27 protein-coding genes are annotated in these 23,510 nt (G+C 64.4%); 12 read left to right on the top strand and 15 right to left on the bottom strand.

The annotated features are described in order from the left end of the window. The first annotated feature begins 14 nt into the window (after positions 1 to 14). Positions 15 to 842, top strand: coding sequence for an SGNH/GDSL hydrolase family protein (locus ACSU04_RS02700; protein ID WP_439288354.1), 828 nt, complete (start codon positions 15 to 17; stop codon positions 840 to 842). On the opposite strand, the gene ACSU04_RS02705 is transcribed toward ACSU04_RS02700, so the two are convergent. Then, the gene (locus ACSU04_RS02705) at positions 843 to 1,643 is read right to left on the bottom strand and encodes a TrmH family RNA methyltransferase (protein WP_439288355.1); all 801 of its coding nucleotides are present in this window, start codon (positions 1,641 to 1,643) and stop codon (positions 843 to 845) included. A 99-nt stretch (positions 1,644 to 1,742) separates the two neighbouring features. On the opposite strand from ACSU04_RS02705, the gene ACSU04_RS02710 reads away from it, so the two are divergent. Both ACSU04_RS02710 and ACSU04_RS02715 read left to right on the top strand, forming a co-directional pair. After that, entirely contained in the window at positions 1,743 to 2,582 is an 840-nt protein-coding gene (locus tag ACSU04_RS02710) for a Sir2 family NAD-dependent protein deacetylase (RefSeq protein WP_439278284.1), read from the top strand. After that, positions 2,579 to 3,163, top strand: a complete 585-nt coding sequence (locus ACSU04_RS02715; protein ID WP_439288356.1) for a histidine phosphatase family protein — start codon at positions 2,579 to 2,581, stop codon at positions 3,161 to 3,163. Before ACSU04_RS02710 ends, ACSU04_RS02715 begins: the two co-directional genes overlap by 4 nt. Positions 3,164 to 3,167: 4 nt before the next feature. Here the strand turns inward: ACSU04_RS02715 and ACSU04_RS02720 are convergent, their stop codons facing one another. Genes ACSU04_RS02720 through ACSU04_RS02740 form a run of 5 tightly spaced genes read right to left on the bottom strand, consistent with a single transcriptional unit; the run spans position 3,168 to position 9,101 of the window. Beyond that, positions 3,168 to 3,986, bottom strand: a complete 819-nt coding sequence (locus ACSU04_RS02720) for an HpcH/HpaI aldolase/citrate lyase family protein (RefSeq protein WP_439288357.1) — start codon at positions 3,984 to 3,986, stop codon at positions 3,168 to 3,170. Position 3,987: 1 nt separating this feature from the next. Further along, on the bottom strand, positions 3,988 to 4,470 hold the full coding sequence (locus tag ACSU04_RS02725; protein WP_439288358.1) for a MaoC family dehydratase: 483 nt from the start codon (positions 4,468 to 4,470) through the stop codon (positions 3,988 to 3,990). Next, a complete protein-coding gene (locus tag ACSU04_RS02730) occupies positions 4,470 to 5,618 on the bottom strand; it encodes an acyl-CoA dehydrogenase family protein (protein ID WP_439288359.1) in 1,149 nt (382 codons plus the stop codon). Before ACSU04_RS02730 ends, ACSU04_RS02725 begins: the two co-directional genes overlap by 1 nt. Beyond that, a complete protein-coding gene (locus ACSU04_RS02735) occupies positions 5,608 to 7,542 on the bottom strand; it encodes an acetyl/propionyl/methylcrotonyl-CoA carboxylase subunit alpha (protein WP_439288360.1) in 1,935 nt (644 codons plus the stop codon). Before ACSU04_RS02735 ends, ACSU04_RS02730 begins: the two co-directional genes overlap by 11 nt. 5 nt (positions 7,543 to 7,547) lie before the next feature. After that, a complete protein-coding gene (locus tag ACSU04_RS02740; RefSeq protein ID WP_439288361.1) occupies positions 7,548 to 9,101 on the bottom strand; it encodes a carboxyl transferase domain-containing protein in 1,554 nt (517 codons plus the stop codon). 95 nt (positions 9,102 to 9,196) lie between these two features. On the opposite strand from ACSU04_RS02740, the gene ACSU04_RS02745 reads away from it, so the two are divergent. Beyond that, a complete protein-coding gene (locus ACSU04_RS02745) occupies positions 9,197 to 9,784 on the top strand; it encodes a TetR/AcrR family transcriptional regulator (RefSeq protein ID WP_439278291.1) in 588 nt (195 codons plus the stop codon). On the opposite strand, the gene ACSU04_RS02750 is transcribed toward ACSU04_RS02745, so the two are convergent. From ACSU04_RS02750 to pdhA, 3 genes are read right to left on the bottom strand one after another with little or no spacing between them, the layout of a single operon-like run. Further along, a complete protein-coding gene (locus ACSU04_RS02750) occupies positions 9,785 to 11,164 on the bottom strand; it encodes a dihydrolipoamide acetyltransferase family protein (RefSeq protein WP_439288362.1) in 1,380 nt (459 codons plus the stop codon). Then, on the bottom strand, positions 11,161 to 12,171 hold the full coding sequence (locus ACSU04_RS02755; protein WP_439278293.1) for an alpha-ketoacid dehydrogenase subunit beta: 1,011 nt from the start codon (positions 12,169 to 12,171) through the stop codon (positions 11,161 to 11,163). Before ACSU04_RS02755 ends, ACSU04_RS02750 begins: the two co-directional genes overlap by 4 nt. Before the next feature lies 1 nt (position 12,172). Beyond that, positions 12,173 to 13,285, bottom strand: a complete 1,113-nt coding sequence (gene pdhA, locus ACSU04_RS02760) for a pyruvate dehydrogenase (acetyl-transferring) E1 component subunit alpha (RefSeq protein ID WP_439289413.1) — start codon at positions 13,283 to 13,285, stop codon at positions 12,173 to 12,175. 168 nt (positions 13,286 to 13,453) lie between these two features. Here pdhA and ACSU04_RS02765 point away from each other — a divergent pair, with 168 nt between their 5' ends. Then, positions 13,454 to 13,927, top strand: coding sequence for an Lrp/AsnC family transcriptional regulator (locus ACSU04_RS02765; RefSeq protein ID WP_439278294.1), 474 nt, complete (start codon positions 13,454 to 13,456; stop codon positions 13,925 to 13,927). On the opposite strand, the gene ACSU04_RS02770 is transcribed toward ACSU04_RS02765, so the two are convergent. Further along, positions 13,899 to 14,807, bottom strand: a complete 909-nt coding sequence (locus ACSU04_RS02770) for an alpha/beta fold hydrolase (RefSeq protein WP_439288363.1) — start codon at positions 14,805 to 14,807, stop codon at positions 13,899 to 13,901. The two genes, ACSU04_RS02765 and ACSU04_RS02770, sit on opposite strands and share 29 nt — an antisense overlap. A 60-nt stretch (positions 14,808 to 14,867) precedes the next feature. Between ACSU04_RS02770 and ACSU04_RS02775 the strand changes: the two genes are divergently transcribed. After that, positions 14,868 to 15,584, top strand: a complete 717-nt coding sequence (locus tag ACSU04_RS02775) for a 3'-5' exonuclease (RefSeq protein WP_439278296.1) — start codon at positions 14,868 to 14,870, stop codon at positions 15,582 to 15,584. Positions 15,585 to 15,685: 101 nt separating this feature from the next. Here ACSU04_RS02775 and ACSU04_RS02780 read toward each other — a convergent pair whose 3' ends face one another. The 3 genes from ACSU04_RS02780 to glgA form a co-directional block, all read right to left on the bottom strand. Further along, a complete protein-coding gene (locus tag ACSU04_RS02780; protein ID WP_439278297.1) occupies positions 15,686 to 15,940 on the bottom strand; it encodes a type B 50S ribosomal protein L31 in 255 nt (84 codons plus the stop codon). Positions 15,941 to 16,025: 85 nt separating this feature from the next. Next, a complete protein-coding gene (locus ACSU04_RS02785) occupies positions 16,026 to 16,811 on the bottom strand; it encodes an ABC transporter ATP-binding protein (RefSeq protein ID WP_439288364.1) in 786 nt (261 codons plus the stop codon). Positions 16,812 to 16,828: 17 nt separating this feature from the next. Further along, positions 16,829 to 18,013 carry a glycogen synthase gene (glgA, locus tag ACSU04_RS02790; RefSeq protein ID WP_439288365.1) on the bottom strand — a complete coding sequence of 395 codons (1,185 nt, stop codon included), beginning with the start codon at positions 18,011 to 18,013 and terminating at the stop codon, positions 16,829 to 16,831. 46 nt (positions 18,014 to 18,059) lie between these two features. Here glgA and ACSU04_RS02795 point away from each other — a divergent pair, with 46 nt between their 5' ends. After that, positions 18,060 to 19,304 carry a glucose-1-phosphate adenylyltransferase gene (locus ACSU04_RS02795; RefSeq protein WP_439288366.1) on the top strand — a complete coding sequence of 415 codons (1,245 nt, stop codon included), beginning with the start codon at positions 18,060 to 18,062 and terminating at the stop codon, positions 19,302 to 19,304. 22 nt (positions 19,305 to 19,326) lie between these two features. After that, entirely contained in the window at positions 19,327 to 19,962 is a 636-nt protein-coding gene (serB, locus tag ACSU04_RS02800) for a phosphoserine phosphatase SerB (RefSeq protein ID WP_439288367.1), read from the top strand. A gap of 17 nt (positions 19,963 to 19,979) precedes the next feature. Here serB and ACSU04_RS02805 read toward each other — a convergent pair whose 3' ends face one another. Further along, entirely contained in the window at positions 19,980 to 20,690 is a 711-nt protein-coding gene (locus ACSU04_RS02805) for a beta-ketoacyl-ACP reductase (RefSeq protein WP_439288368.1), read from the bottom strand. 127 nt (positions 20,691 to 20,817) lie between these two features. Between ACSU04_RS02805 and ACSU04_RS02810 the strand changes: the two genes are divergently transcribed. From ACSU04_RS02810 to ACSU04_RS02825, 4 genes are all read left to right on the top strand, one after another. Then, a complete protein-coding gene (locus ACSU04_RS02810) occupies positions 20,818 to 21,342 on the top strand; it encodes a DUF4190 domain-containing protein (protein WP_439288369.1) in 525 nt (174 codons plus the stop codon). 64 nt (positions 21,343 to 21,406) lie between these two features. Further along, entirely contained in the window at positions 21,407 to 21,763 is a 357-nt protein-coding gene (locus ACSU04_RS02815; RefSeq protein ID WP_439288370.1) for a DUF3099 domain-containing protein, read from the top strand. Then, on the top strand, positions 21,760 to 21,951 hold the full coding sequence (locus ACSU04_RS02820; RefSeq protein ID WP_439278304.1) for a hypothetical protein: 192 nt from the start codon (positions 21,760 to 21,762) through the stop codon (positions 21,949 to 21,951). The genes ACSU04_RS02815 and ACSU04_RS02820 overlap by 4 nt, the downstream gene beginning before the upstream one ends. Further along, positions 21,948 to 22,772, top strand: coding sequence for an SURF1 family cytochrome oxidase biogenesis protein (locus ACSU04_RS02825; protein WP_439288371.1), 825 nt, complete (start codon positions 21,948 to 21,950; stop codon positions 22,770 to 22,772). The genes ACSU04_RS02820 and ACSU04_RS02825 overlap by 4 nt, the downstream gene beginning before the upstream one ends. Positions 22,773 to 22,813: 41 nt before the next feature. On the opposite strand, the gene trmD is transcribed toward ACSU04_RS02825, so the two are convergent. Beyond that, a complete protein-coding gene (trmD, locus tag ACSU04_RS02830) occupies positions 22,814 to 23,500 on the bottom strand; it encodes a tRNA (guanosine(37)-N1)-methyltransferase TrmD (RefSeq protein WP_439278683.1) in 687 nt (228 codons plus the stop codon). Between the last annotated feature and the right edge of the window lie 10 nt (positions 23,501 to 23,510).

Here is a 23,510-nt window from a genome sequence, read left to right on the forward strand (position 1 = left end):
CGAAGGAGAGCACGATGACTGATCCGGAATCGTCCCGCACCCCGTATGTCCCGATCGGCGGCGCGCACCCGTGGCGCCGCTTCGTCGCGATCGGCGATTCGTTCACCGAGGGCATCGGCGATCCGGATCCGGCATCTCCGGGCGGCCACCGAGGCTGGGCAGACCGTGTCGCAGAGGTGCTGTCTCAACAGGTGGCCGACTTCGCCTATGCGAATCTCGCCGTGCGCGGCAAGCTCATCGCGCAGATTCTTGCTACCCAGATCGAGCCGGCTGTGGCCCTTCGCCCTGACCTCATCTCGATCTGCGCCGGCGGCAACGATGTGATCCGTCCCGGATCAGACCCCGACCTGATCGCAGACCAGCTCGACGATGCGGTGTCGCGGTTATCTTCGACAGGGGCCGCTGTCCTGATCTTCACCGGTATCGACACCGGGTTCACACCAGTGCTGCGCCCTTTCCGAGGCAAGGTCGCGATTTACAACGAAAATGTACGCGCGATCGCTGACCGCTACGACTGCGTCGTCGCCGATCAGTGGGCCTTGAAATCTGTGCAGGACTCGCGGTTCTTCGCCGATGACCGTCTGCACTTTAATCCGCTCGGCCACCACGAAGTCGCACGCATGGCGCTCAGAGCGCTCAACGTGTCGAACGTGCTACAGCCGATGCAGCCGGACCCCGCGCCCGTGCGCACGTGGCGCGAGGCCCGCGCTGAAGACCTTGGCTGGGCACGCGAGCACCTCGTCCCATGGGTGCTGCGGCGAATCCACCACCAGTCCTCGGGCGACTTGATCACCGCGAAGCGGCCGGATGCCTCGCCGATGCAACTGCCAGACACGCAGTAGTCAGTTCGAGAGGGCCCACAGTGCGACCGCTGCGGCAGAGGAGACGTTCAGCGAGTCCACTCCCCCGCGCATAGGAATCGTGACGACCGTGTCTGCCGCATCGAGTGCCGTGCGGGAGAGCCCATCGCCTTCCGTCCCCATCACCAGCGCGATCTTGTCCGGTCGTGACGCCGCATAAGTGTCGAGCGACACAGCATCGTCACTCAAGGCCAGCGCTGCGATCTCGAAGCCCGCGGCATGCAGTTCTGTGACGGCGTCCGCCCAATCGCCGAACCTGGTCCACGGCACCTGGAATACGGTGCCAGTGCTCACCTTCACGCTGCGGCGATAGAGCGGGTCCGCGCAGCGTGGCGAGACGAGCACCGCATCAGCGCCGAGCCCTGCCGCAGCACGAAATGCGGCTCCGACATTCGTATGCTCGATCAGATCTTCCAGGATGAGCACCAGCCGCGCACCATCCAGGACGTCGGCGAGGCTCGGCAGTTCTGGGCGATGCATCGAAGCGAGAGCACCGCGATGCACGGCGTAGCCGGTGACAGCTTCGGCAACGTCGTCAGGCACGACGAACACCGGGGTGTCAGTTCCGGCGAGGAGCTCCTGGATGCCGGTAACCCAGCGGCGCTGGACGAGTACAGAACGCGGCACATGGCCCGCAGCGATCGCCCGTTCGATGACCTTCGCGGACTCTGCGATGTAGAGGCCGCCCTGCGGCTCCTGCACACGGCGCAGCGCGGTGTCGGTGAGATTTCGATAGTCGGCGAGGCGAGGATCGGCTGCGTCGGTGACGTGCTCCAGGTGCATGCGTTCCACTCTGCCATTTCACACCGGAGCCATTGCACGCGCCAACCGCCGCACGCCCTCGGCAAGTGTGCACGCCGTAGACTCGTTCGGGGAGGTTCCGTGACCGTGACGACACATGTCGACCTAGCTGCCGACATCGCCAAAGCCGCCGAGCTGCTGCGCGGACGCAGCATCGCACTCCTCACCGGCGCCGGAATTTCCACAGACTCCGGCATCCCCGCATATCGCGGAGAAGGTGCCCGCGTCCGGGCCGATCCCATGACCGGACAGCGCTACCTCGCCGATGAAGCGGCCAGGCGCCGGTACTGGGTGGGTGGCCATCTCGGATGGCGCGCATTCGCCTCGGCAGAGCCGAACGCCGGACACATCGCCCTCGCCGATATGGAGCGTGACGGCCTCGTCTCAGGTGTGATCACGCAGAACGTCGACGGTCTTCATCTGCGAGCGGGCAGCGCGCGTGTGATCGAAGTGCACGGCACCATGCGGCGTGTGACGTGTCTGCGCTGCGGTCAGGTGTTCGACCGCAGAGACATCGCCATGCAGATCGAGCAGTCGAATCCGTGGATCATGTTGCCGGAGAACATCGAGCTCAACCCTGACGGGGACGTCGCGCCGGAGACGACCGAGAACTTCATCGTGCCGACGTGCACGGTCTGTGCGGGGATGCTGAAACCCGATGTCGTCTTCTTCGGCGAATTCGTGCCCACCGACCGATTCCGCGCCGCTGAATCGCTGCTGCGCGCGAGCGATGCCCTGATCGTCGCAGGTTCATCCCTCGTGGTGAACTCCGGTGTGCGCATCGTCGAACGCGCTCGCCGCCGCGGCATCCCCCTGATCATCATCAATCACGAGCCGACGCGGGCTGACTCCTGGGCGCATGTCACGCTCCCCGGCGGCACCGGCGACGTGCTCCCTGCTCTCCAGGAGTTGCTGAAGTGACGCTATTGACTCTCGTGCGCCATGGCCAGACCGATTGGAATCTCGCTCGTCGAATCCAGGGTTCGACCGACATCCCCCTGAACGCCACTGGCCAGGACGATGCCCGTGCAGCGGCAGCGCTTCTCGCAGATGGTACGCATCATGCGATCTACGCGAGCCCGTTGGTGCGCGCGCATGAGACAGCGCGGATCATTGCGGATGAACTGGGCCTTGCCAGCCCCGGGCTCGTGCCCGACATGCGCGAGCGTTCCTTCGGCGAAGGTGAGGGCATCCTCGTCGCCGATTATCTCGAGCAGTACGGCGATTGGCATGCGACCCCGCCTGGCTCGGAGACGCTCGCAGGCGTGTGTGAGAGGGCGCTCAGCGCGCTGGATTCGATCGCACGTCATGCCCGTCTTCGCTCGGCGCCTGTCGCAGAGTCGGTGATCGTCGTCACGCACGGTGGCGTGATCCGATCGCTCCTGAATCACGTCTCCAGCGGAACGCTCCCGCGGGAGGGCGACATCCTCCGCAACGGCTCCGTGCACCGATTTGAGGCTTCGCCCGGCGTGCTGCGGCTATTGGAGTCGATCGCCGTCTGAGCAATTAGTTTGACCGATTACCGGCCCGCGCCACCGCAACGCGCGCTTGCCGAAGCAACGGCTCATCGATCATCTGCCCACGAAAGCGGAAGACACCCCGCTCCCCCTCGGCTGCTGCCAGCACATCGTGCGCCCACTCACGCGTGGCCGCATCCGGGGCATAAGCCTCACGGATGACCGACACCTGACTCGGATGGATGCACGCCGTCGCCGCGAAGCCGGAGGCCGCCGCATCCGTTGCTTCATCGGCGAGGCCAGCGATGTCTTCGATATCGATATGAACCGCATCTATCGCGGCCTTGCCCTGTGCGCGCGCCTCGATCAACACTCGAGATCGCGCGTAACGCGCCACGTCACGGTAGGTACCGACCGCTCCACGACTCGATGTGCCGCCCAACGAGGCAACCAAATCCTCCGCACCCCACATCATCGCGATGACACGTGGATGCGCCGCGATCTCCGCCGCACGGCTGATCCCCCGGGCTGTCTCGCACAGGGCGACCAGCGAGAACGCGTCGTCGAACAGGTCGAGGGACGCGGCATCCTCTGTCTTCGCGACCATCACCGTGCGAAACGGTGACTGCTCGATCATGGCGAGGTCGGGCGCGAACTCGGCGGTGTCAGGGGCGTTGACGCGCACGATCACCCGGGCCGGATCCAGTGTTGAGGCGAGCACATGAGTGCGCGCGATCGCCTTTGCATCTGGCGCGACAGCATCCTCCAGATCGAGGATTACTGCGTCGGCGCGTTCGTACGCCTTCGCGAAGCGTTCCGGCCGATCCGCCGGACAGAACAGCAGCGCAGGACCCGATTCGAACGTCATCTCACTCCTTCGCCGTCGCACTCGGCAGGCAATGCACAAGCGCGACTCTGGTCGCGGTGGCGACCACGATGGCGTCCTGATTCCGCCCCGTGTGCGCGATCGTGCAGATGCCCTGCCCCGGACGTGACGACGACAGGCGCTTCTCTGTGATGACGCTTTCGGTGTACAACGTGTCACCGGCGAAGAGCGGATGCGGGAATGTGATGTCGCCGAGCCCCAACTGCGCGACCAACGTGCCCTGGGTGAGTTGCGCGACCGATGCTCCGACCATCGTCGACAGCGTCCACATCGAGTTCATCAGCCGCTGGCCGAACTCCTGCGCTTCAGCGAATGCCGCGTCCAGGTGCAGTGCCTGCGTGTTCATCGTCAACGTCGTAAACACCACGTTGTCTGCCTCGGTGGCGGTGCGCCCCGGACGATGAAGGTAGCGTGCCCCCACTTCGAACTCCTCGAAGTAGAGCCCGCGCTGGACGATGTCAGCCATCACGTCAGCCCCAATCCACGAGCGATCACCAGCAGTTGCACCTCGGTCGTGCCTTCGCCGATCTCGAGGATCTTCGAGTCACGATAGTGCCGCGCGACCGAGAACTCGTTCATGAATCCGTTGCCGCCGAAGATCTGTGTCGCGTCGCGTGCATTGTCCATCGCGGCGTCCCCCGCCACCAGCTTCGCGATCGCGGCGGGTTCGGCGAACGGCTTTCCGGCGTCCCTCAATCGCGCAGCGTGGCGCCATGCCAAGCGAGCGGTGTGCACCCGTGCCCGCATGCGTGCAAGGGTGAACTGCGCATTCTGCCGCGTGCTCAACGCACTGCCGAAGATCGTGCGGCTCTTCGCATACTCGACCGCGGCCTCCAGGCATCCCTCGGCGGCGCCAGTGGACAACGCAGCGATAGCGATGCGTCCTTCGTCGAGGATGCTGAGGAAGTTCGCGAATCCACGTCCCTCTTCGCCGAGAAGATTTTCCGCCGGCACTCGTGCGCCGTCGAACGTGAGCGGGTGAGTGTCGGAGGCGTGCCAACCGACCTTGTCGTAGGGCGGTTCGACGGTGAACCCAGGCGTGCCGTTCGGCACGATGATGGTGGAAATCTGTTTGCGGTCTCCGCTCACCCCGGTGACTGCGGTGACCGTCACGAAGCGGGTGATGGGTGTGCCCGAGTTCGTGATGAACTGCTTTGCACCGTTGATGACCCACTCGTCGCCCTCGCGGCGTGCGGTCGTGCGCGTGGCCCCTGCGTCACTTCCTGCTTCCGGCTCGGTGAGTCCGAACCCGGCCAGCGCGCGCCCGGCAAGAAGGTCGGGCAGGTACTCGGCGCGTTGGGCATCCGTGCCGAAGCGGAACACTGGCATGGCGCCCAGACTGACGCCCGCTTCCAGCGTGATGGCGATGGACTGATCCACGCGGCCAAGAGCCTCGATTGCGAGGCCCAGCGCAAAGTAGTCGCCACCTTGCCCGCCGAGCTCTTCGGGGAAAGGGAGCCCGAACAGCCCCAACTCCCCCATCTGGGCCACGACGTCCATCGACAGGGTGTGTGTGCGGTCAGCCTCGTACGCCTGTGGTGCGACGACCGTATCGGCGAAGTCGCGCACCATGGCGCTGAGCTGGGTCTCTTCTTCCGTCAGATCATGAGTCATGCTGTTCCTCCGTCAGGGTGTTGTCGGATGTCACTGTCGCGACCGACTGGTCGCGTCGCACCTGGTCGCCGGCCGCGACCAGGACGTGCACCGTGCCATCGTGCGGCGCGAGCACCGGATGCTCCATTTTCATCGCCTCAATGGACAGGAGGGGCTGGCCGGCTGCGACGATGGATCCGTCCTCGACATGCACGGCGACGACGCTGCCCGGCATGGGCGCGCGGGCTTCGGGACTCGTCTCCGAGGCAACCGGATGCTGCGATGCCAGCCGGTGCCGCATCCGCTCGCGGCGGTCGAGCGGGCGCAGGCGTGCTGTGTGCCCGGACTCAGTGACCCACACCGCACCTTCGGCGTCTGTCGCTGCTGTCGCTGCCGTGGCATCCCCATCGTCTGCGTCCAGCACATCACCATCGTCCGTGAGGAATCCGACCTGACGCGCGGATGTGTCCATCATCTGCGCCCACGTGGAGCCAGCTCGACGAGAAACGTGTTGCTGCATGAGACCGGGCTCCGGACGGCCTGTCTCATGCAGGAACTCCTGTCTCGCCGCAGTGAGCATGGCGTAGGACGGATGCTCGACCGGCAGCGGCAGCATCGTCTCGATGAGGCCGGTATCCAGATCGCCGCTGAGCACACGTGAGTGCGTGACCAGTTGCCGCAAAAATGCGACGTTCGTGTCGACGCCGAGAATAATCGTGCGCGCCAGAGCCTCGTCGAGACGCAGGAGCGCGGTCTCACGGTCGGGACCGTGCGCGATGACCTTCGCGATCATCGGATCGTAGAATCCGGTGACTTCGCTGCCGGTCTCGATCGCGGCATCCACTCGTACACCACGCGGCGCATCGAAGCGCAGAATGCGGCCGGTCGATGGCAGGAAGCCGCGCTCGGGAGATTCTGCGTAGATGCGTGCCTCGACGGCGTGGCCAGATAGCGCCGGCTGCGCGGGCAATGCCTCACCGGCGGCGACCGCCAGCTGAAGCGCCACCAGATCCAGGCCAGTGACGGCCTCAGTAACCGGGTGCTCCACCTGCAGGCGCGTATTCATCTCGATGAAGAAGAACTCTTCCGGCGAGTCGGCGTCGACGAGGAACTCCACTGTCCCTGCCCCGACGTAGTCGACGCTGGATGCCGCGCGCACGGCGGCGTCGAACAGACGTTCTCGCACGCCAACCGGCAACCCTGCAGACGGCGCTTCCTCGACCACTTTCTGATGCCGCCGCTGCAGTGTGCACTCGCGCTCACCGAGCGCGATCACCGTGCCATGACTGTCGCCGAAGACCTGGACCTCGATATGCCGCGGCCGGGAGATCAGTCGTTCCAGCAGGAGCGAGTCGTCGTTGAAGGCCGCCGCGGCGATGCGCCTTGCCGAGGCCAGCGCAGTGCGGAGACCGGCAGCCTCGGTGACGACCTCCATACCCTTTCCGCCGCCTCCGGCGCTCGGCTTCACGAGCAGCGGATATCCGATCTCGGCCGCGCGCTCGGATATTTGTTCATCGGTGAGACCGGCGGCGTCGATTCCAGGGACGACCGGTACGCCATGTTCGGAGACCTGCTCGCGAGCGGCGACTTTATCGCCCATGATCTCAATAGCCCTGATCGACGGGCCGATGAAGGTGATTCCGGCCTCTGCGCAGGCCTCAGCCAGCGCAACGCTCTCAGAGAGGAAGCCGTACCCAGGGTGGATCGCCTGCGCGCCGGTCTGATGCGCCGCACGCAGGATGGCGTCCACGCTGAGGTACGAGTCGGCGGACTCCGCGGGACCGATCAAGACCGCGACGTCCGCTTCGCGCACATGTGGCGCCGTGGCATCCGCCTCGCTGTAGACGGCGACGCTACGCACTCCGCGCTCACGCAGCGTGCGGATGATGCGACGCGCGATCTCACCTCGGTTGGCGACGAGCACAGTATTGAATCCTTCGACCATGGCATTCACATCCTGAAAACGCCGAAGCGCGACTCTGGCAGCGGGCTGCGGGCGACGACATCCAGCGCGAGTCCGAGCAGATCGCGTGTCTGGACTGGATCGACGATGCCGTCGTCCCAGAGCCGGGCGGTCGCGTAATACGGCTCACCCTGGGTCTCGTACTGATCGCGGATCGGTGCTTCGAACGCCGTGCGTTCCTCGGCGCTCCAGCGCTCGCCGCGTGCGGTGAGCTGGTCTTCCTTCACCGTGGCGAGCACGGATGCTGCCTGTGTACCACCCATCACCGAGATACGACTGGCTGGCCACGTCCACAGGAAGCGTGGCGAATATGCCCGCCCACACATCGAGTAGTTACCCGCGCCGAAGGAGCCGCCAATGATGACGGTCAGCTTCGGTACCCGGGTCGTGGCCACCGCTGTCACCATCTTGGCGCCGTCCTTCGCGATGCCGCCGGCCTCTGCGTCAGAGCCGACCATGAACCCGGTGATGTTCTGCAGAAACAGCAGCGGAATACCGCGCTGATCGCACAGCTCGATGAAGTGCGCACCTTTGAGTGCCGATTCACTGAACAGCACCCCGTTGTTGGCAACGATGCCGATGGGATGACCATGCAGCCGGGCGAAGCCGGTCACCAACGTGGTGCCGTACTCGGCCTTGAACTCACGGAAGGAATCTCCGTCGATGAGTCTGGTGATCACCTCTCGGACGTCATATGCCGCGTTCACATCAACGGGGACGACCTCATACAGGCTGGACAAGTCAGCGGGAGCACGGGATGCCTCGACTTCCCACGCTGGGGCTGCCGGTGGCGGCAGCGTCGAGACGATGTCGCGCAGAATCTCCAGCGCGTGCTCATCGTCCTCCGCCAGGTGGTCGACGACGCCAGAGCGTCGGGCATGCAGCTCACCCCCACCGAGATCTTCGGCGCTGACAATCTCGCCGATCGCTGCCTTCACAAGTGGCGGCCCGCCGAGGAAGATCGTTCCTTGGTTGCGCACGATCACTGTTTCATCGCTCATCGCCGGCACGTAGGCACCACCCGCCGTACAGGAACCGAGCACCGCCGCGAGCTGCGGGATGCGCGCTGCGCTCATCCGTGCCTGATTGAAGAAGATGCGTCCGAAGTGATCACGGTCAGGGAACACCTCATCCTGCTTCGGCAGGAAAGCACCGCCAGAATCCACGAGGTACAGGCAGGGCAGCCGATTCTCCAGTGCGATCTCCTGGGCTCGAAGATGCTTCTTGACCGTCATCGGCAGGTAGCTGCCGCCCTTCACAGTCGCGTCATTGCAGAGCACCATCACGTGGCGACCATGCACGAGTCCGACTCCGGCGATCACGCCGGCGCCTGGTGCATCCCCGTCGTACATGCCGTCAGCCGCGAGTGGCGCAACCTCGAGAAAGGGACTCCCCTCATCGAGCAGTCGCGTGATGCGCTCGCGGGGCAGCAGCTTGCCGCGCGCCACATGGCGCTGTCTTGAACGCTCCGAACCGCCCGCTGCGGCGGTCGCCAAACGCGCGCGCAATTCGTCCGCCAACATCTCCTGGGTGGGGGGCATCGTGATGTCCTCCTCGACTCACGTGGTGGCACACAACATGCCTTTCGGTTAGTGTTCACTAACCAGTGCATTTAGGTTAGCGAGCATTAACTGAGATGACAACCCCCCTCACGGCGCGTGATCGCGCCAAAGCTGAACGCGCAGACGCCCTCCTACAGGAGGCTGCGCGCCTATTTGCTGCGCGCGGATATTCGGGGGTCAGCTTGGAGGACATCGGCTCCGCCGTCGGTGTCTCCGGCCCCGCGGTGTATCGCCACTTCGCCGGCAAGCAAGCGCTACTTGGTGCGGTGCTGGTCAAGGTCAGTGAAGAACTCGTGCGCGGTGGAACGACAGTTGCGGACGCCGCATCGCGCGCCGACGATCGGATGCTGGCTCTCGTCAGCTTCCACGTCGATTTCGCGCTTTCCAACGCTGATGTCATCCGCGTGCAGGACCGTGATCTTGCCCACCTTTCGGATGCCGACCGTGCCGAGGTGCGTCGCCTGCAGCGCGCGTACATCGATCTGTGGATCTCGGCGCTCGAACCACTACACGAGACGTCAGCGGACGATCTGCGGCTCCGCGTGCAGGCGTGCTTCGGGCTCATCAACTCCACTCCGCACAGCACGCGTAGCGCCTCGCGTTCGAAGAAGGTCACAGCCAGAACGCTGATCGCCATGGCCCACGCAGCTCTGCTCGCCTGATCAGCGCAGCAGCATTGCTCGCCCTGGCTCTTCCAGTATGTCCGCGACATCCTTGACGAACCGTGCTCCCTCGGCACCATCAACAATCCGGTGGTCGAAGGAGAGACTCAGCGTCATGATCTGTCGCAGTGCGATCTCTCCCCGGAACTCCCAAGGCCGTCGGCGAACCGCACCGACAGCAAGGATGCCCGACTGTCCTGGCGGCAGGATGGGAGTACCCGCATCGATGCCGAAGACGCCGATGTTGGTGATCGAGAACGTGCCGCCGGCAAGCTCTGCCGGAGATGTCTTGCCGGAGCGCGCCGTTTCGGTGAGCGCACTCAGAGCGTCAGCAAGCTCGGGCACCGTCATCTGGTCGGCACCCCGGATGTTGGGCACGATGAGGCCGCGCTCGGTGGCTGCGGCGATCCCCAGATCCACATAGTGCGGCTGAACGATCTCGCCTGCGTCCCCATCCCACCGGGAGTTCAGCCCTGGTGTGCGGGTGAGCGCAAGGCATACCGCTTTGGCGACGATGACGAGCGGACCGATGCGATGCTCGGCAAGCGAACGATCCTGGCGCAGGCTTGCGATCAGGTCCATCGTCGCGGTGACGTCGACCGTGTGGAACGTTGTGACATGCGGCGCAGTGAAGGCGCTCTGCACCATGGCCGCAGCGGTGTGCTTGCGCACCCCGCGGATAGGGATCCGTGTCTCACGCTCCCCGGTCATGAGCGGCGGCACAGTGAGCGGCGCCTCAGCCGGGACCGCGTCCGATCGTCCACCGACGCGCTCTGCGTAGGCCTCGACATCCTCGCGGGTGATGACACGGTCGCCGATTTCCGCGGCGATCAGCACGATGTCGATACCCAGCCTCTTGGCGTAGGCGCGCACCGGCGGCGTCGAACGGGGGCGCTCACCCACACGGGCGGGAGTCGGCATCTCGGGCAGCACATCGTGCGGTGCGGCCTCCAATACCGCGGTGTCGACGGACACAGGATTGCCATTGGCACGGCGCGTACGCCGCATCGGTCGGGCCTTGCTCGAGGGTGCTGCCCCGTAGCCGACGAGATTCGGCGGCGTCTTCTCTTCGGCAGGCTCGCTCTTCTCTTCGGCGGGCTCCGCACCTTCGACCGGCTCTGCGCGTTCGACCGGCTCTGCGCTCTCAACCTCGAAGGCGATCAACAGCGAACCGACAGCGACTGTCTCCCCCGCTTGGGCGTGCAGAGCCGTCACCGTGCCCTCATAGGGCGACGGCAGCTCGACGATGGCCTTGGCTGTCTCCACCTCGGCGAGGGTCTGGTTCAGTGTGACCGTGTCACCTGGCGCGACGAGCCACTGCACTACTTCGGCCTCGGTGAGACCCTCGCCGAGGTCAGGGAGATGGAATTCCTCGTTCATGAGTCGGCTCCCGTCAGGCTGTTCGGGCGGTCCATCACGCGGTCGACCGCGTCAAGGATCCGATCCAAATCCGGCAGATGGAACTTCTCGAGTTTCGAGGGCGGGTACGGCACATCGTGCCCGGTGACACGCAGCGGTGCCGACTCGAGATACTCGAAGCATCGCTCGGTGATGCTGGCGATCACCTCGGCGGCGACTCCGGCTTCACGCGACGCCTCATGGGCGACGACGACGCGTCCAGTGCGACGCACTGACGCGGTGACGGTGTCGTAATCCACCGGGGAGATCGAGCGCAGGTCGATGACCTCGAGCGACAGACCCTCGTCCTCGGCTGCGGCTGCGGCATCCAGCGCGGTTGACAGCATGGCGCCGTAGGTGATGACCGTGGCATCCGATCCGGCGCGCACCACGCGAGCAAGGCCCATAGGCGGGGCATCCGCCAGCGAAGAATCCAGATCGACCTCACCCTTGTGGTGGTAGAGGCGCTTGGGTTCGAAGAAGATGACCGGGTCATCCGAGGCGATCGCCTGCTGCAGACAGCGGTAAGCGTCCTGCGGGTTGGAGACCGCGATGACGCGGAGCCCCGCGGTGTGCACGAAGTATGCTTCCGGCGATTCTGAATGATGCTCGGCCGCGCCGATGCCACCCGCCCAGGGAATCCGGATGGTGATGGGCATCTTCACCCGACCCTGCGTGCGGTAGTGCAACTTCGCGACCTGCGAGACGATCTGATCGAACGCCGGGTAGACGAATCCATCGAACTGGATCTCGACGACCGGGCGGTATCCGCGATAGGCGAGACCGACAGCAGTCCCAACGATGCCTGATTCTGCGAGTGGTGTGTCGATGACGCGAGAGGCGCCGAACTCGTCCAGCAGCCCATCGGTGATGCGGAACACTCCGCCGAGCTTGCCGATGTCCTCGCCGAGCAGCACGACTTTGTCGTTGTCTCGCATTGCCTGACGCAACCCAGCGTTGAGCGCCTTACCCAGAGTGATCTCAGTCATCTCAGGCCTCCTCGAACGATGCGAGGTACGCCGCGTACTCGTCCCGCTGGCGCGAGATTCCTGTGTGCGGCTCAGCGTATACGCCGTCGAAAACGGCCAGCGGCTCGCGCGTGACCATGCTCAGACATGCCGCGCGCATCTCGCGTGCCATCACGTCAGCGTCAGCGTGCGCTGCGGCGATCTGCTCGTCGTCGATCTCGCCCGTGGCGCGCAAGTATGCCTCAAGCCGGGAGATCGGGTCGCGTGTGCGCCATGCCTCCAGTTCCGCCGGGTCGCGGTAGCGCGTGGGGTCGTCAGAGGTGGTGTGCGGTCCCATCCGATACGTCACCGCTTCGATAAATGCGGGTCCCTTGCCTGCGCGGGCATGGGCCAGTGCCCACCGCATGGCGGCCATGCAGGCCAGCACATCGTTCCCGTCGACGCGCATGCTCGGGATGCCGAACCCAGGCGCACGGCCCGCGATCGGGTACTGCGACTGCAGCGCGACAGGCTCAGAGATCGCCCAGTGATTGTTCTGGCAGACGAACACCACCGGCGCCTGGTACGAGGCTGCAAAGACCATCGCTTCGTTGACGTCGCCCTGGCTGGTTGCACCGTCACCGAAATAGGTGACGGCAACTTCCGGAGCCTTCTCAAACTTGATGCCCATGGCGTAGCCGACCGCGTGCAGCGTCTGCGCGCCGATGATGATCTGCAATGGCGCCATACGTATCTGGGCTGGGTCAAATGGTGCGCCTTCTTCGCCACGCCATACGCGCACGAAGTCGCCCGGCTGTGCGCCGCGGGCGTAGATCACACCGGTCTCCCGGTAGCTCGGGAAGACGAAGTCGATCGGATCAAGGGCACGGGCGGTGCCGATCTGCGCTGCTTCCTGACCCTGGCAGGGCGCCCAGAGACCCAGCTGGCCCTGTCGCTGGAGCGCGAATCCCTCGGCGTCGATACGACGGAGGATGACCATGTCACGATGAAGTGCGCGCAACTGCACGGCATCGACGTCTGCGACGTATCGCTCGAGCTCAGGGTTGCTGAGTCGAGTTCCGTCCGGCGCGATAAGCCGCTCGGTGAGTTCGAGATCCTGCGTGGTGTCTGCGATTGGGGTGATCTGCGGTGACATCATCGTCCTCCTGTCGTGTGTCTCCCTCGTGAGGAGTTGCACGCCTGCTCCGACGTCTTCATCGGATGCTTCGAGCGTACGTCCATTGATCAGCACGCTCAAGCATCTCCCCCTACCTTGAGCATGTTGCCCAGTTATTGCCCGGGCATCCTGCTAACGTTTGGCACTATGTCTGCTCTCGATCGCGTTGACCTCGAACTGCTCGCCGTGCTCGCTGAGGATCCCCGAACAACCGTCGTCGCGCTTGCTGAGGCACTCGGTCTGTCACGCAATACGATTCAGGCCAGGATGGCAAGGCTGGAGAGTACCGGCGTCTTCCTGTCCTACGAGCGCTCCTTCTCTCCCGAAGTTCTCGGCTTCCCGCTCCAGGCATTCGTGAGCATTGGCTTGCGACAGACAGATCTCCCACGCATCACTGCGGAGCTCGCCCGCATCCCCGAGATTCTCCAGGTGCATGGGCTCAGCGGATCCATCGATCTCCTCGCACGCGTCGCCTGCAGAGATGCGCGGCACCTGTTCGACACGGACGCCCGAATACTTTCCATCGACGGCGTCGAGCGCACCGAGACATCACTCGCGATGGGCGAAGTGATTCCGTTCCGCGTTGCCGGGCTTATTGGCCTCGCGCGACGGGAACCCTAAGGAAACGACGGATCGCCCCGGCCGCTTCTGCCGGAGTTTCGTAGTGGATCAGGTGTCCCACGCCGGCGATCTCCACGAGCTCCGCGTTCGGGAACAGCGTCGCGAGGTACCGCTCTGCGTCGATCGGGGTGATGTCATCCTGCTGCGCCGCGACCAACAGTGTCGGAACGTCGATCTGAGGGGCATAGGCGCGAACGTCGTTGGAGACACTTGCGACGAAGGCGTCTCGCAGCACGTCTCGATCAGCGAAGTCGGAGAAGTAGGTGTCGTGCTGATCGTGGATGAAACGGCGAAGCACAGGGTCCTTGGTCTTGGCCATCGTGAGGCTCATGACTCGTACGATCAGCTTGCTGCGCAGCAGCGCGGTTCCGAGCTTCGCTGGCAGCTTCGCGCCCAGGTCGTAGTAGAAGACCGCGAGCCGTGTCATCACGCCCTTCGGCCCCTCCAGTGCGGGTGCGCCGATCGGGTTAATGAGGACGAGGCGGGGCGTCTCCAAACCGCCAGCGACTGCAGCCGAAGCCACTATGGATCCGAAGGAGTGGCCGAGGATGACGGCGCCGGGTGCGACAGCGGCGGCGAACTCCTGCAGCCAGCCTGCGTACTCGTCGAGGTCATGTGTGCGGCCAGGAATCGGCGCAGTCTCACCGAAACCAGGGAGATCAGGCGCAATTACGCGGAGCTCTGGGAGATACGCGAGCACAGGCTCAAGCCCATGGTGCTCGCCTCGGAAGCCGTGCACCGCGATTACTGTGGGGACACCCTCGACATCGAGTGAGGGTCCGTACACCCAGTACGCCGTCGTCCCGCCTCGCACGAGAACCTCATGACGCTCAATGGGAAGGCGGCTGAGCCGTTCGGCATAGGGCGAGAAAACGGGCATGAATCCAGTCTACGGGCGAGCCTGCGCCGTAATGTCCGAGGCCCTCCCTACCGTGGTGTCATGGCAATCGATCTCGAACTCCCCGTCTGGCTCGGCCGTATCGGCGTCTTCGATCTGGAGACCACCGGCGTCGAAGTCATGACCGACCGCATCGTCAGCGCTCACGTGGGTGTGCTCGATGCCAAAGGGCGAGAGATCGCGGCGCGGTCCTGGCTTGCCGACCCCGGCATCCCCATTCCGGATGGTGCGGCGGCCGTACATGGAATCAGCACGGAACGGGCACAGCGTGAAGGGCGAATCGCACGCGAGGTCGTCGCCGAGATCACCGAGTCGTTGCGGGCGCTCTTCGCCCAGGGCATGCCTGTTGTGGCATATAACGCCTCCTACGACTTCTCCCTGCTGACCAACGAGTGCGTGCGGCACGGCATTCCGCCGCTCGAAGCGCCGGGCCCCATCATCGATCCGCTGGTCATCGACAAGGCGGTCGACCGTTATCGCAAAGGAAAGCGCACGCTCGAGGTCGTCGCCGAGCACTACGGTGTGACGCTGGATGGCGCGCATGAAGCGTCGGCAGATGCCATCGCGGCCGGCCGCGTCGCCCAGGCGATCGGGCGCACTTTCGATCTTGCGCCGTCGGCGCACGAACTTCACACCCAGCAGATCAGCTGGGCTCGCACCCAGGCGGAGAGCCTCACCGAGTACTTCATCCGTATCGGCCGCCTCGATGCTGAAGACGCGCTCGACGGCACGTGGCCGGTGCGGCAGCCAGCTGGCTGAGTGCCAACGCTAGGACGTGCCTGAGCCGGGAATACCCTCGAGACGACAAAGGCCCCGAACTCCGAGAGGGAGTGCGGGGCCTTCGTACTGCAGGAGGCTGCTTACTTGCTGCCGCCGAAGCCCTTGAAGCGCTGGTTGAACTTCTCGACGCGACCGGCCGAGTCCATGATGCGCTGCTTGCCCGTGTAGAACGGGTGCGAAGCAGAGGAGATCTCGACGTCGATGACGGGGTACTCCACGCCATCCAGCTCGATGGTCTTGCTGCTGCCCACGGTGGAGCGGGTGAGGAACGTCTCGCCCGAGCCGAGGTCGCGGAACACGATGTCCTTGTAAGTGGGGTGAATGTCAGTCTTCATGCGGATTCCTTGGCTTGCGGGGTGCGTACAAAATGAAAGTCAGAGGGTGCAGGTGCACCAGGGGTTGAGTTTAGCAGATCTGCGCTCACGAAGTGGCGCGCGCGGCGTACCGGCCCTCGTCTGATGTGAGCAGGATCGGCATGCCGAATGCCTCGGTGAGAGCATCCGCCGTCAAGGTCTCCGCAATCGGCCCCGCCGCGACGATGCTGCCGTCGCGAATCAGAAGCACGTGCGTGAACCCGACCGGAATCTCCTCGACGTGGTGAGTCACCATGACCATGGCCGGCGTCGTGGGTGAAGAAGCGTAGCCGCTGAGAAGACTCAGCAGCTCTTCGCGTGCCCCCAGGTCAAGCGAGGCGGTTGGCTCGTCGAGCAGCAGCAGCTCGGGATCGGTCATCACCGCGCGGGCAATCTGGACGCGCTTCTGCTCGCCATCGCTGAGCGTTCCAAAGGTGCGGTCAGCGAGGTGATCGAGCTTCCACTCGCCGAGTACGCGCAGCGCACGTCGTTCGTCGATGTTCTCGTACTGCTCGTTCCAGCGCCCCATCACCGAGTACGCGGCGGTGAGCACGACATTGAGCACGGTCTCATCACCCGGGATGCGCTTGGCCATCGCCGAGGACGCGAACCCGATCCGCGGCCGAAGCTCGAAGACATCGGTACGCCCGAGCATCTCCCCGAGCACGGTGACAGTTCCCTCGGTGGGGTGCATCAGCGTGTCAGCCAACTGCAGCAGGGTGGTCTTGCCGGCACCGTTCGGGCCGAGCACCACCCATCGCTGATCGTGGGCGACCTGCCAGGTCACATGATCGATGATGTTGCGCCCGTCACGGCGCACGACGGCATCGGTGAATTCAAGAGCGCTCGGCATGTTTCCAGCCTATCGGCTCACCGGGTCAGGTCTGCGTAGAGCGCGCGCGTGGTGTCGGCAATCGCCGCCCAGCTGAACTCTGCGGCCGCGCGCTGGCGTCCGGCGGCTCCGTACTCGGCTGCGCGCTCAGCATCCATCGCGACTTCCGTCAGCACACGCGTGAGATCCGCGACATATCGATCAGGGTCTACGGGCGTGCCAGTGCCATCCTGTACCTGCTCGATCGGCACCAGCCGGCCAGTGACGCCATCGGCGACGACCTCAGGGATGCCACCGGTCGCTGTGCCGACGACGGCCGCACCGCATGCCATGGCTTCGAGATTCACGATTCCGAGCGGCTCGTACACGGACGGGCACACAAACGTCGTCGCCGCCGTGAGAATCGCGGATAGCTCATCACGCGGCAGCATCCGCTCGATCCAGATCACGCCCCGTCTGCTCTGCTGCAGCAGCCGCACGCCCTCCTGTACCTCGGCCATAATCTCGGGAGTGTCCGGGGCCCCGGCACAGAGCACAAGTTGTACCTCTGGTGGCAGCTGCGCAGCGGCCCGCAGCAGATACGGCAGCCCCTTCTGCCTGGTGATTCGCCCGACGAAGACCACCGAGGGCCGCGACGGATCCATGCCCATGCTCTGCAGGAAAGCGGCATCCTGAACTGGACGCCACCGTTCGACGTCTATCCCGTTGTGGATTACCCGAACTCTGTCTGGATTCACCTGCGGGTAGCTGCGCAGAATGTCCGCGCGCATTCCCGCGGAGACGGCGATGATCGCCGACGCGTTCTCATAGGCGAGTTTTTCGATGCCGCTGGACACCGCGTATCCGCCGCCGAGCTGCTCCGCTTTCCAGGGCCGCAGCGGCTCCAGGCTGTGGGCGGTCAACACGTGCGGGATGCCGTGCAGCTGCGAGGCGATGTGACCGGCAAAGTTCGCGTACCAGGTGTGACTGTGCACGAGGTCGGCGCCGGCGACATCCCCCACCATCGCAAGGTCTGTGCCGAGCGTCTGCACTGCGGCGTTTGCACCTGCCAGCTCTGCCGGAGTTCGATACGACTGGGCCTGCAGTTCGTCGCGGTCCGCACCGAAGGCGCGCACCTGGACCTCGATGGTTTTCCTCAGCGCCGTGACGAGCTCGGCCACGTGCACACCAGCACCGCCATAGATCTCCGGCGGGTACTCCTTGGTGATCATGTCAACTCGCATGCCTGAACGCTAGTACAGCGAGACCTTCGGGATCTATGGTTGAGCCATGGCGGTCCCAAAGAAGATTTTCGGCATCATCCTCGCCGGCGGCGAGGGCAAGCGGCTTATGCCCCTGACAGCGGATCGAGCGAAACCGGCCGTACCTTTCGGTGGACAGTATCGACTGATCGATTTCGCGATATCCAATCTGATCAACTCGGGGCTGCGGCAGGTCGTCGTCTTGACTCAGTACAAGTCACACAGCCTCGACCGCCACATCTCGCAGACGTGGCGAATGTCTTCGCTACTCGACTCGTACGTGACCTCTGTGCCCGCACAGCAGCGGCTCGGCAAGCGCTGGTTTTCCGGTTCGGCCGATGCCATTCTGCAGAGCCTGAACCTCATCAACGATGAGAAGCCGGACATCGTCATCGTGATCGGCGCCGACCACGTCTATCGGATGGATTTCCGACAGATGCTCAAGGCGCACATCGCTTCCGGCGCGAAAGCGACCGTGGCCGGCATCCGCCAGCCGCTTTCGATGGCAGATCAGTTCGGCGTCATCGATGCCGAACCGGATGGCAGCGGGCGGATCCGCGCGTTCTTGGAGAAGCCGGTGGATGCCGAGGGCCTCGCCGATTCACCGCACGAGGTACTCGCGTCCATGGGTAACTACATCTTCGACACCGATGCGCTGATCGAAGCGGTGCAGACCGACGGCGAACTGCCCAACTCGAGCCATGACATGGGCGGTGACATCGTGCCGTATTTCGTCGAGCGCGGTGAGGCCGGGTACTACGACATGAAAGAGAACGATGTGCCGGGGTCGTCGGTACGCGATCGCGCGTACTGGCGTGATGTCGGGACGATCGATTCGTTCTTCGACGCGCACATGGATCTCATCTCGACACTTCCGGTGTTCAACCTGTACAACACGTTGTGGCCGATCCGCACCCAGAGTGTGAACGCGCCGCCCGCAAAGTTCGTGCGCGACGCTGTGGGGCGCATCGGGAACGCGATCGACTCAATCGTGTCTCTGGGATCTGTGCTCTCCGGCACGCATCTGGAGCGCAGCGTGGTAGGTCCCGGCACACTCGCGGCCGGTGGCTCGACGATCACCGACTCGGTGCTGTTCGACCAGGTGAGCGTAGGCCAGGGTGCCCGCGTTCATCGGGCGGTCCTCGACAAGAACGTGGTGCTGTTCGACGGCGCCACAGTCGGGGTCGATCGCGAGCGCGATCTCGAGCGCGGATTCACCGTGACCGAGTCCGGAATCACCGTGGTGGGCAAGGGCGTGCAGGTCGAGCGCTGATCGGCGCGCTACGCTCGATCGCGTGACTGCTGCGCGCTTCCTCGTCGTCCTCGATGCCGATTCCACTCTGATCCGCAATGAGGTGATCGAACTTCTTGCCGATGAAGCCGGCCGCCGTGAAGAGGTTCAGGCCGCTACAGAGGCCGCCATGCGCGGCGAGGTCGACTTCGCAACCAGCCTGCGCTCGCGAGTGTCCGCACTGACCGGCGTCTCCACCGATGCCTTCGCACGCGTACGTGCCCGTGTCAAGCCGACACCGGGCGTTCGTGCGCTGACCGCCGCCGTCCATGAGCGTGGCGGTGTCGTCGGCGTCGTATCCGGCGGATTTCACGAGATTCTCGATCACATCGCGCCGGATCTCGGCGTTGATCGCTGGCGCGCGAATCGGCTGGCCGTAGCCGACGGCGCGCTGACCGGGTTTGTCGAGGGCGAGATCGTGGATGCTGCCGCCAAGGCGCATTCGCTGAAGACCTGGGCTGCCGAGCTCGGTGTGCCGTTGAAGGCGACGATCGCGATCGGCGACGGCGCAAACGATCTGCAGATGATGGCGGTCGCGGGGCTCGGACTCGCATTCAACGCGAAGCCGGCTGTGCGCGAGGCTGCGAGCCTCGTGATCGGCCCACAGGACCTCCGCGCAGTGATCCCGCTGCTACCATGACTCGGCGAGTCTGGACGTTAGTGGCCCATTCCCAATCCACCGTCGACCGGAATCACCGCACCTGAGATGTAACCGGCATCGTCACCGGCGAGCCACGTGACGACGCCGGCAACCTCATCCGGCGTCGCGAAGCGCCCGGCGGGGATGCTCGCCTTGTACTGCTTCTGTGTCTCCTCCGACAGCTCGGCAGTCATGTCCGTCTCAATGAAGCCGGGCGCAACAACGTTCGTGGTGATGCCACGTGCGCCGAGTTCACGCGTGAGCGAGCGTGCGAAGCCGACCAGCGCGCTCTTGGAAGCGGAGTAGTTGACCTGCCCGGCCGAGCCATACAGACCGACGACACTCGAGATCAGGATCACTCGTCCGAAGCGCGCCCGAAGCATCCCCTTGGATGCACGTTTTACGACCCTGAACGTTCCGCCGAGATTCGTTGCGACCACACTGTCGAAATCATCCTCGCTCATGCGCATGAGAAGCGTGTCCTTGGTGATTCCGGCGTTCGCGACGACGATCTCGACCGGGCCGAGTTGCGCTTCCACCTCGGTGAATGCCGCGTCGATGGCGGCAGCATCCGTCACATCCGCACGAACTGTCAACGTGCCCTCTGGCCCCTCACCGCTGCGAGCTGTGACAGCGACGCGGTAGCCATCGCGCACGAAGCGCTCTGCAATCGCACGACCGATGCCGCGGTTACCTCCGGTGATGAGGACGACGCGTTCTGAATTCATGTTTCCACTCCCAATGGCGCTCAGTCAGGCCGGAGCCATCATATCGGGGTGCGGGCACCGGATCACCGAGGCAAAATTGACACTGCCCAGGGCAACTGGGAGCCTGAGTGCAACGAAAGGCAGCGGTATGAGCGAGAACAATGGATTCCCCGGGGTAGAGCCCACAGTTGCACCCGTCCCGCTGGCGAATCCCTACGCTCCTCCGCAGCCCTATCCCGGCGCTGCCGTCCAGCCAAGCGCGCCGAACTATCCGGCTGCGCCTGCCCAGCCTGCTGCGCCGAACTACTACCCACCGCAGCAGCAGCAGCAGCAGCCATACGCTGGCGCCCAGCCTTACGCCGCTGGTCAGCCATACGCCACGGCTCGCCCGACCAGTGGTCTCGCAGTGGCCTCGCTGGTCACCGGAATCGCCGGCATCCTCCTCAGCTTTGCGTTCGTCACGCTGTTGGCGTCGATCGTCGCGGTGATCACCGGGCATATGGCGCTCAAACAGCTCCGACAGAACCCGGCGCTCGGTGGGCGAGGTCTCGCAATCACGGGTCTCATCCTCGGCTACATCGGCGCCGTGATCCTGGCGATCACCGTGCTTATCGGCGTCTTCTCGCTCTTCTTGATCGGGAGCGTAGGATTCCTGCCGTTCTTCCTCTCCTAGAACCACCTTTTCGCCTCATGCAGCGCCATCCACAGCACTCTGCGCGGCGTAGGCTGGAAGCATCGTGAAGCACTCTCGCCATGCACCCGCAGTCACCTCCCTGCCACAGGCCCCGCAGGATGAGGCGAGCGCTCGTGTGCGCCGGTATGCCTTCACGATGCTGATCCGCGTCGTGTGTTTCGCCCTCACCGTGCTGGTCACTCCATACGGGTGGTACACCTGGGTGTTCGCGTGCGCTGCCGCTTTTCTCCCTTATATTGCCGTCGTCTTCGCCAACGCCGTCAGTCCGACAGCCAAAACAGCGCCAGAGTCCCCGACGCAGCAACTGTCTGCTCCGTCGGTCGATCCTGATGCCTCTGCGGAGCCCACCGATCCGACGATTATCACCATCCAGGAGCATCCTAAGGATGGCGAACAATGACGCCGGAGTGCTCGCGAGCGGCATGCCGAAATGCTGCAACGCAACACATCGTCTGGCGAAATCCCCGAATTCACGCGGCAGATCGCGAAAAGATCTGGCTCGCCTGTGACGAGCATGTCGACTATCTACACGATTACCTGGCGGCCCGGGATTTCCCGGTGACGGTGCGCGAAGGACTGCCTGAATGAACAATCGCTTTGTCCGGTGGGGTATTTATCTCCTTGTGTCCGCAGCCCTCGCTGCCGGGTGCGTGTACCTGTCCAACTGGCAGTTCGATCGCAATGAAAGCCGCGCCGGACAGATTGCACTCGTCGAGCAGAACTACGACGCCGTGCCAACGCCTCTTGCCGACGCGATCGGCGCTGATGGCGAATTCGACCCTGCGGATGAATGGCACCCCGTGCTGCTGCAGGGTGAGTACCTCACCGACAGGCAGATCCTCGTGCGCAATCGCCCGCACGGCGGCACGAGCGCATTCGAGGTACTGGTGCCGTTCCGCGACGTCGATGGGCGCATCTTCATTGTCAATCGTGGGTGGGTCGCTCCGGGAGAGGGAGCCCTCCCCGATGCGGTGCCGGCCCCACCGACCGGGACGGTCGAGGTTATCGTCAGGTTGCGCCCGGGTGAGCCGCTCCCCACTTCTGGTCGCAGCGCCCCCGAAGGTCAGCTGCCCACGATACATCTGCCGAGTATCGATGCGCCGAGCGACGCCGAGGTCATCACGAGCGCCTACGGACTGCTGGTGAGCGAAGACCCGGCCGCCGAGACCGCGCTCGGAGGATTCGACTCCCCCACGGAAGATCCAGGCCCCCACCTCTCGTACGCGATCCAATGGATCCTGTTCGCACTGATGGGGTTGATCTTCGTCGGCTACATGATTCGCACTGAGGTCCAGAAGCACCGTGAAGAAGCGGAGGGACGTCCCGCCGTGGTCAAGAAGTCACGACGACGCGATCGCGACTCCGATGCCGAAGATGAGATGCTCAACGACGTCGAAGCACGCGTCTGAGCAGCTCGCTCAGTCGGCCAACCACTCAGGCTGTCAGTCGGTCAGTCGGCCAACAGATCCGGGCGACGCTGTCGGGTGCGCTCGAGCTGCTGCTCATGACGCCAGGTGGCGATCGCCCCGTGGTTGCCGCTGAGTAGCACATCCGGGACGGCGCGCTCGCGCCAGGTTGAGGGCTTCGTGTACGACGGGTATTCGAGCAGGCCGTCCTCGTGCGATTCCTCGACGAGGCTTTCCGGGTTGCCAACAACTCCTGGAATCAGTCGCCCGACTGCTTCGATCATCGCCATCGCAGCCACTTCGCCGCCGTTGAGCACGTAGTCGCCCAGGCTTACCAGACGCACCTCGCCGAGCGCGGCTGCATACTCAAACACCCGCTCGTCGATGCCTTCGTAGCGGCCACAACCGATAATGATGTGCTCCCGCTGAGCGAAATCTCGAGCAGTCTTCTGTCGCAGAACCTCGCCCGCCGGCGAAGGGAAGATGATGGTGGGCTGCAATGAATCCTTGGCCAGGTCCTCGAGCGCCAGAGCCCAGGGCTCCGGTTTCATGACCATTCCCGCTCCCCCGCCGTACGGGGTGTCGTCCACAGTGCGATGACGGTCACTGGTCCAGTCGCGCAGATCGTGAATCCGAAGGTCGAGAATGCCCGTCGCACGCGCTTTGCCGAGCAACGACAGTGTCAGGCCGTCGAAGTACGACGGAAAGATGGAGACGACGTCTATGCGCATGCGTTGATCG

The organism is Microbacterium sp. A84, from assembly GCF_051842815.1.
In the GTDB taxonomy this organism is placed as follows: domain Bacteria; phylum Actinomycetota; class Actinomycetes; order Actinomycetales; family Microbacteriaceae; genus Microbacterium.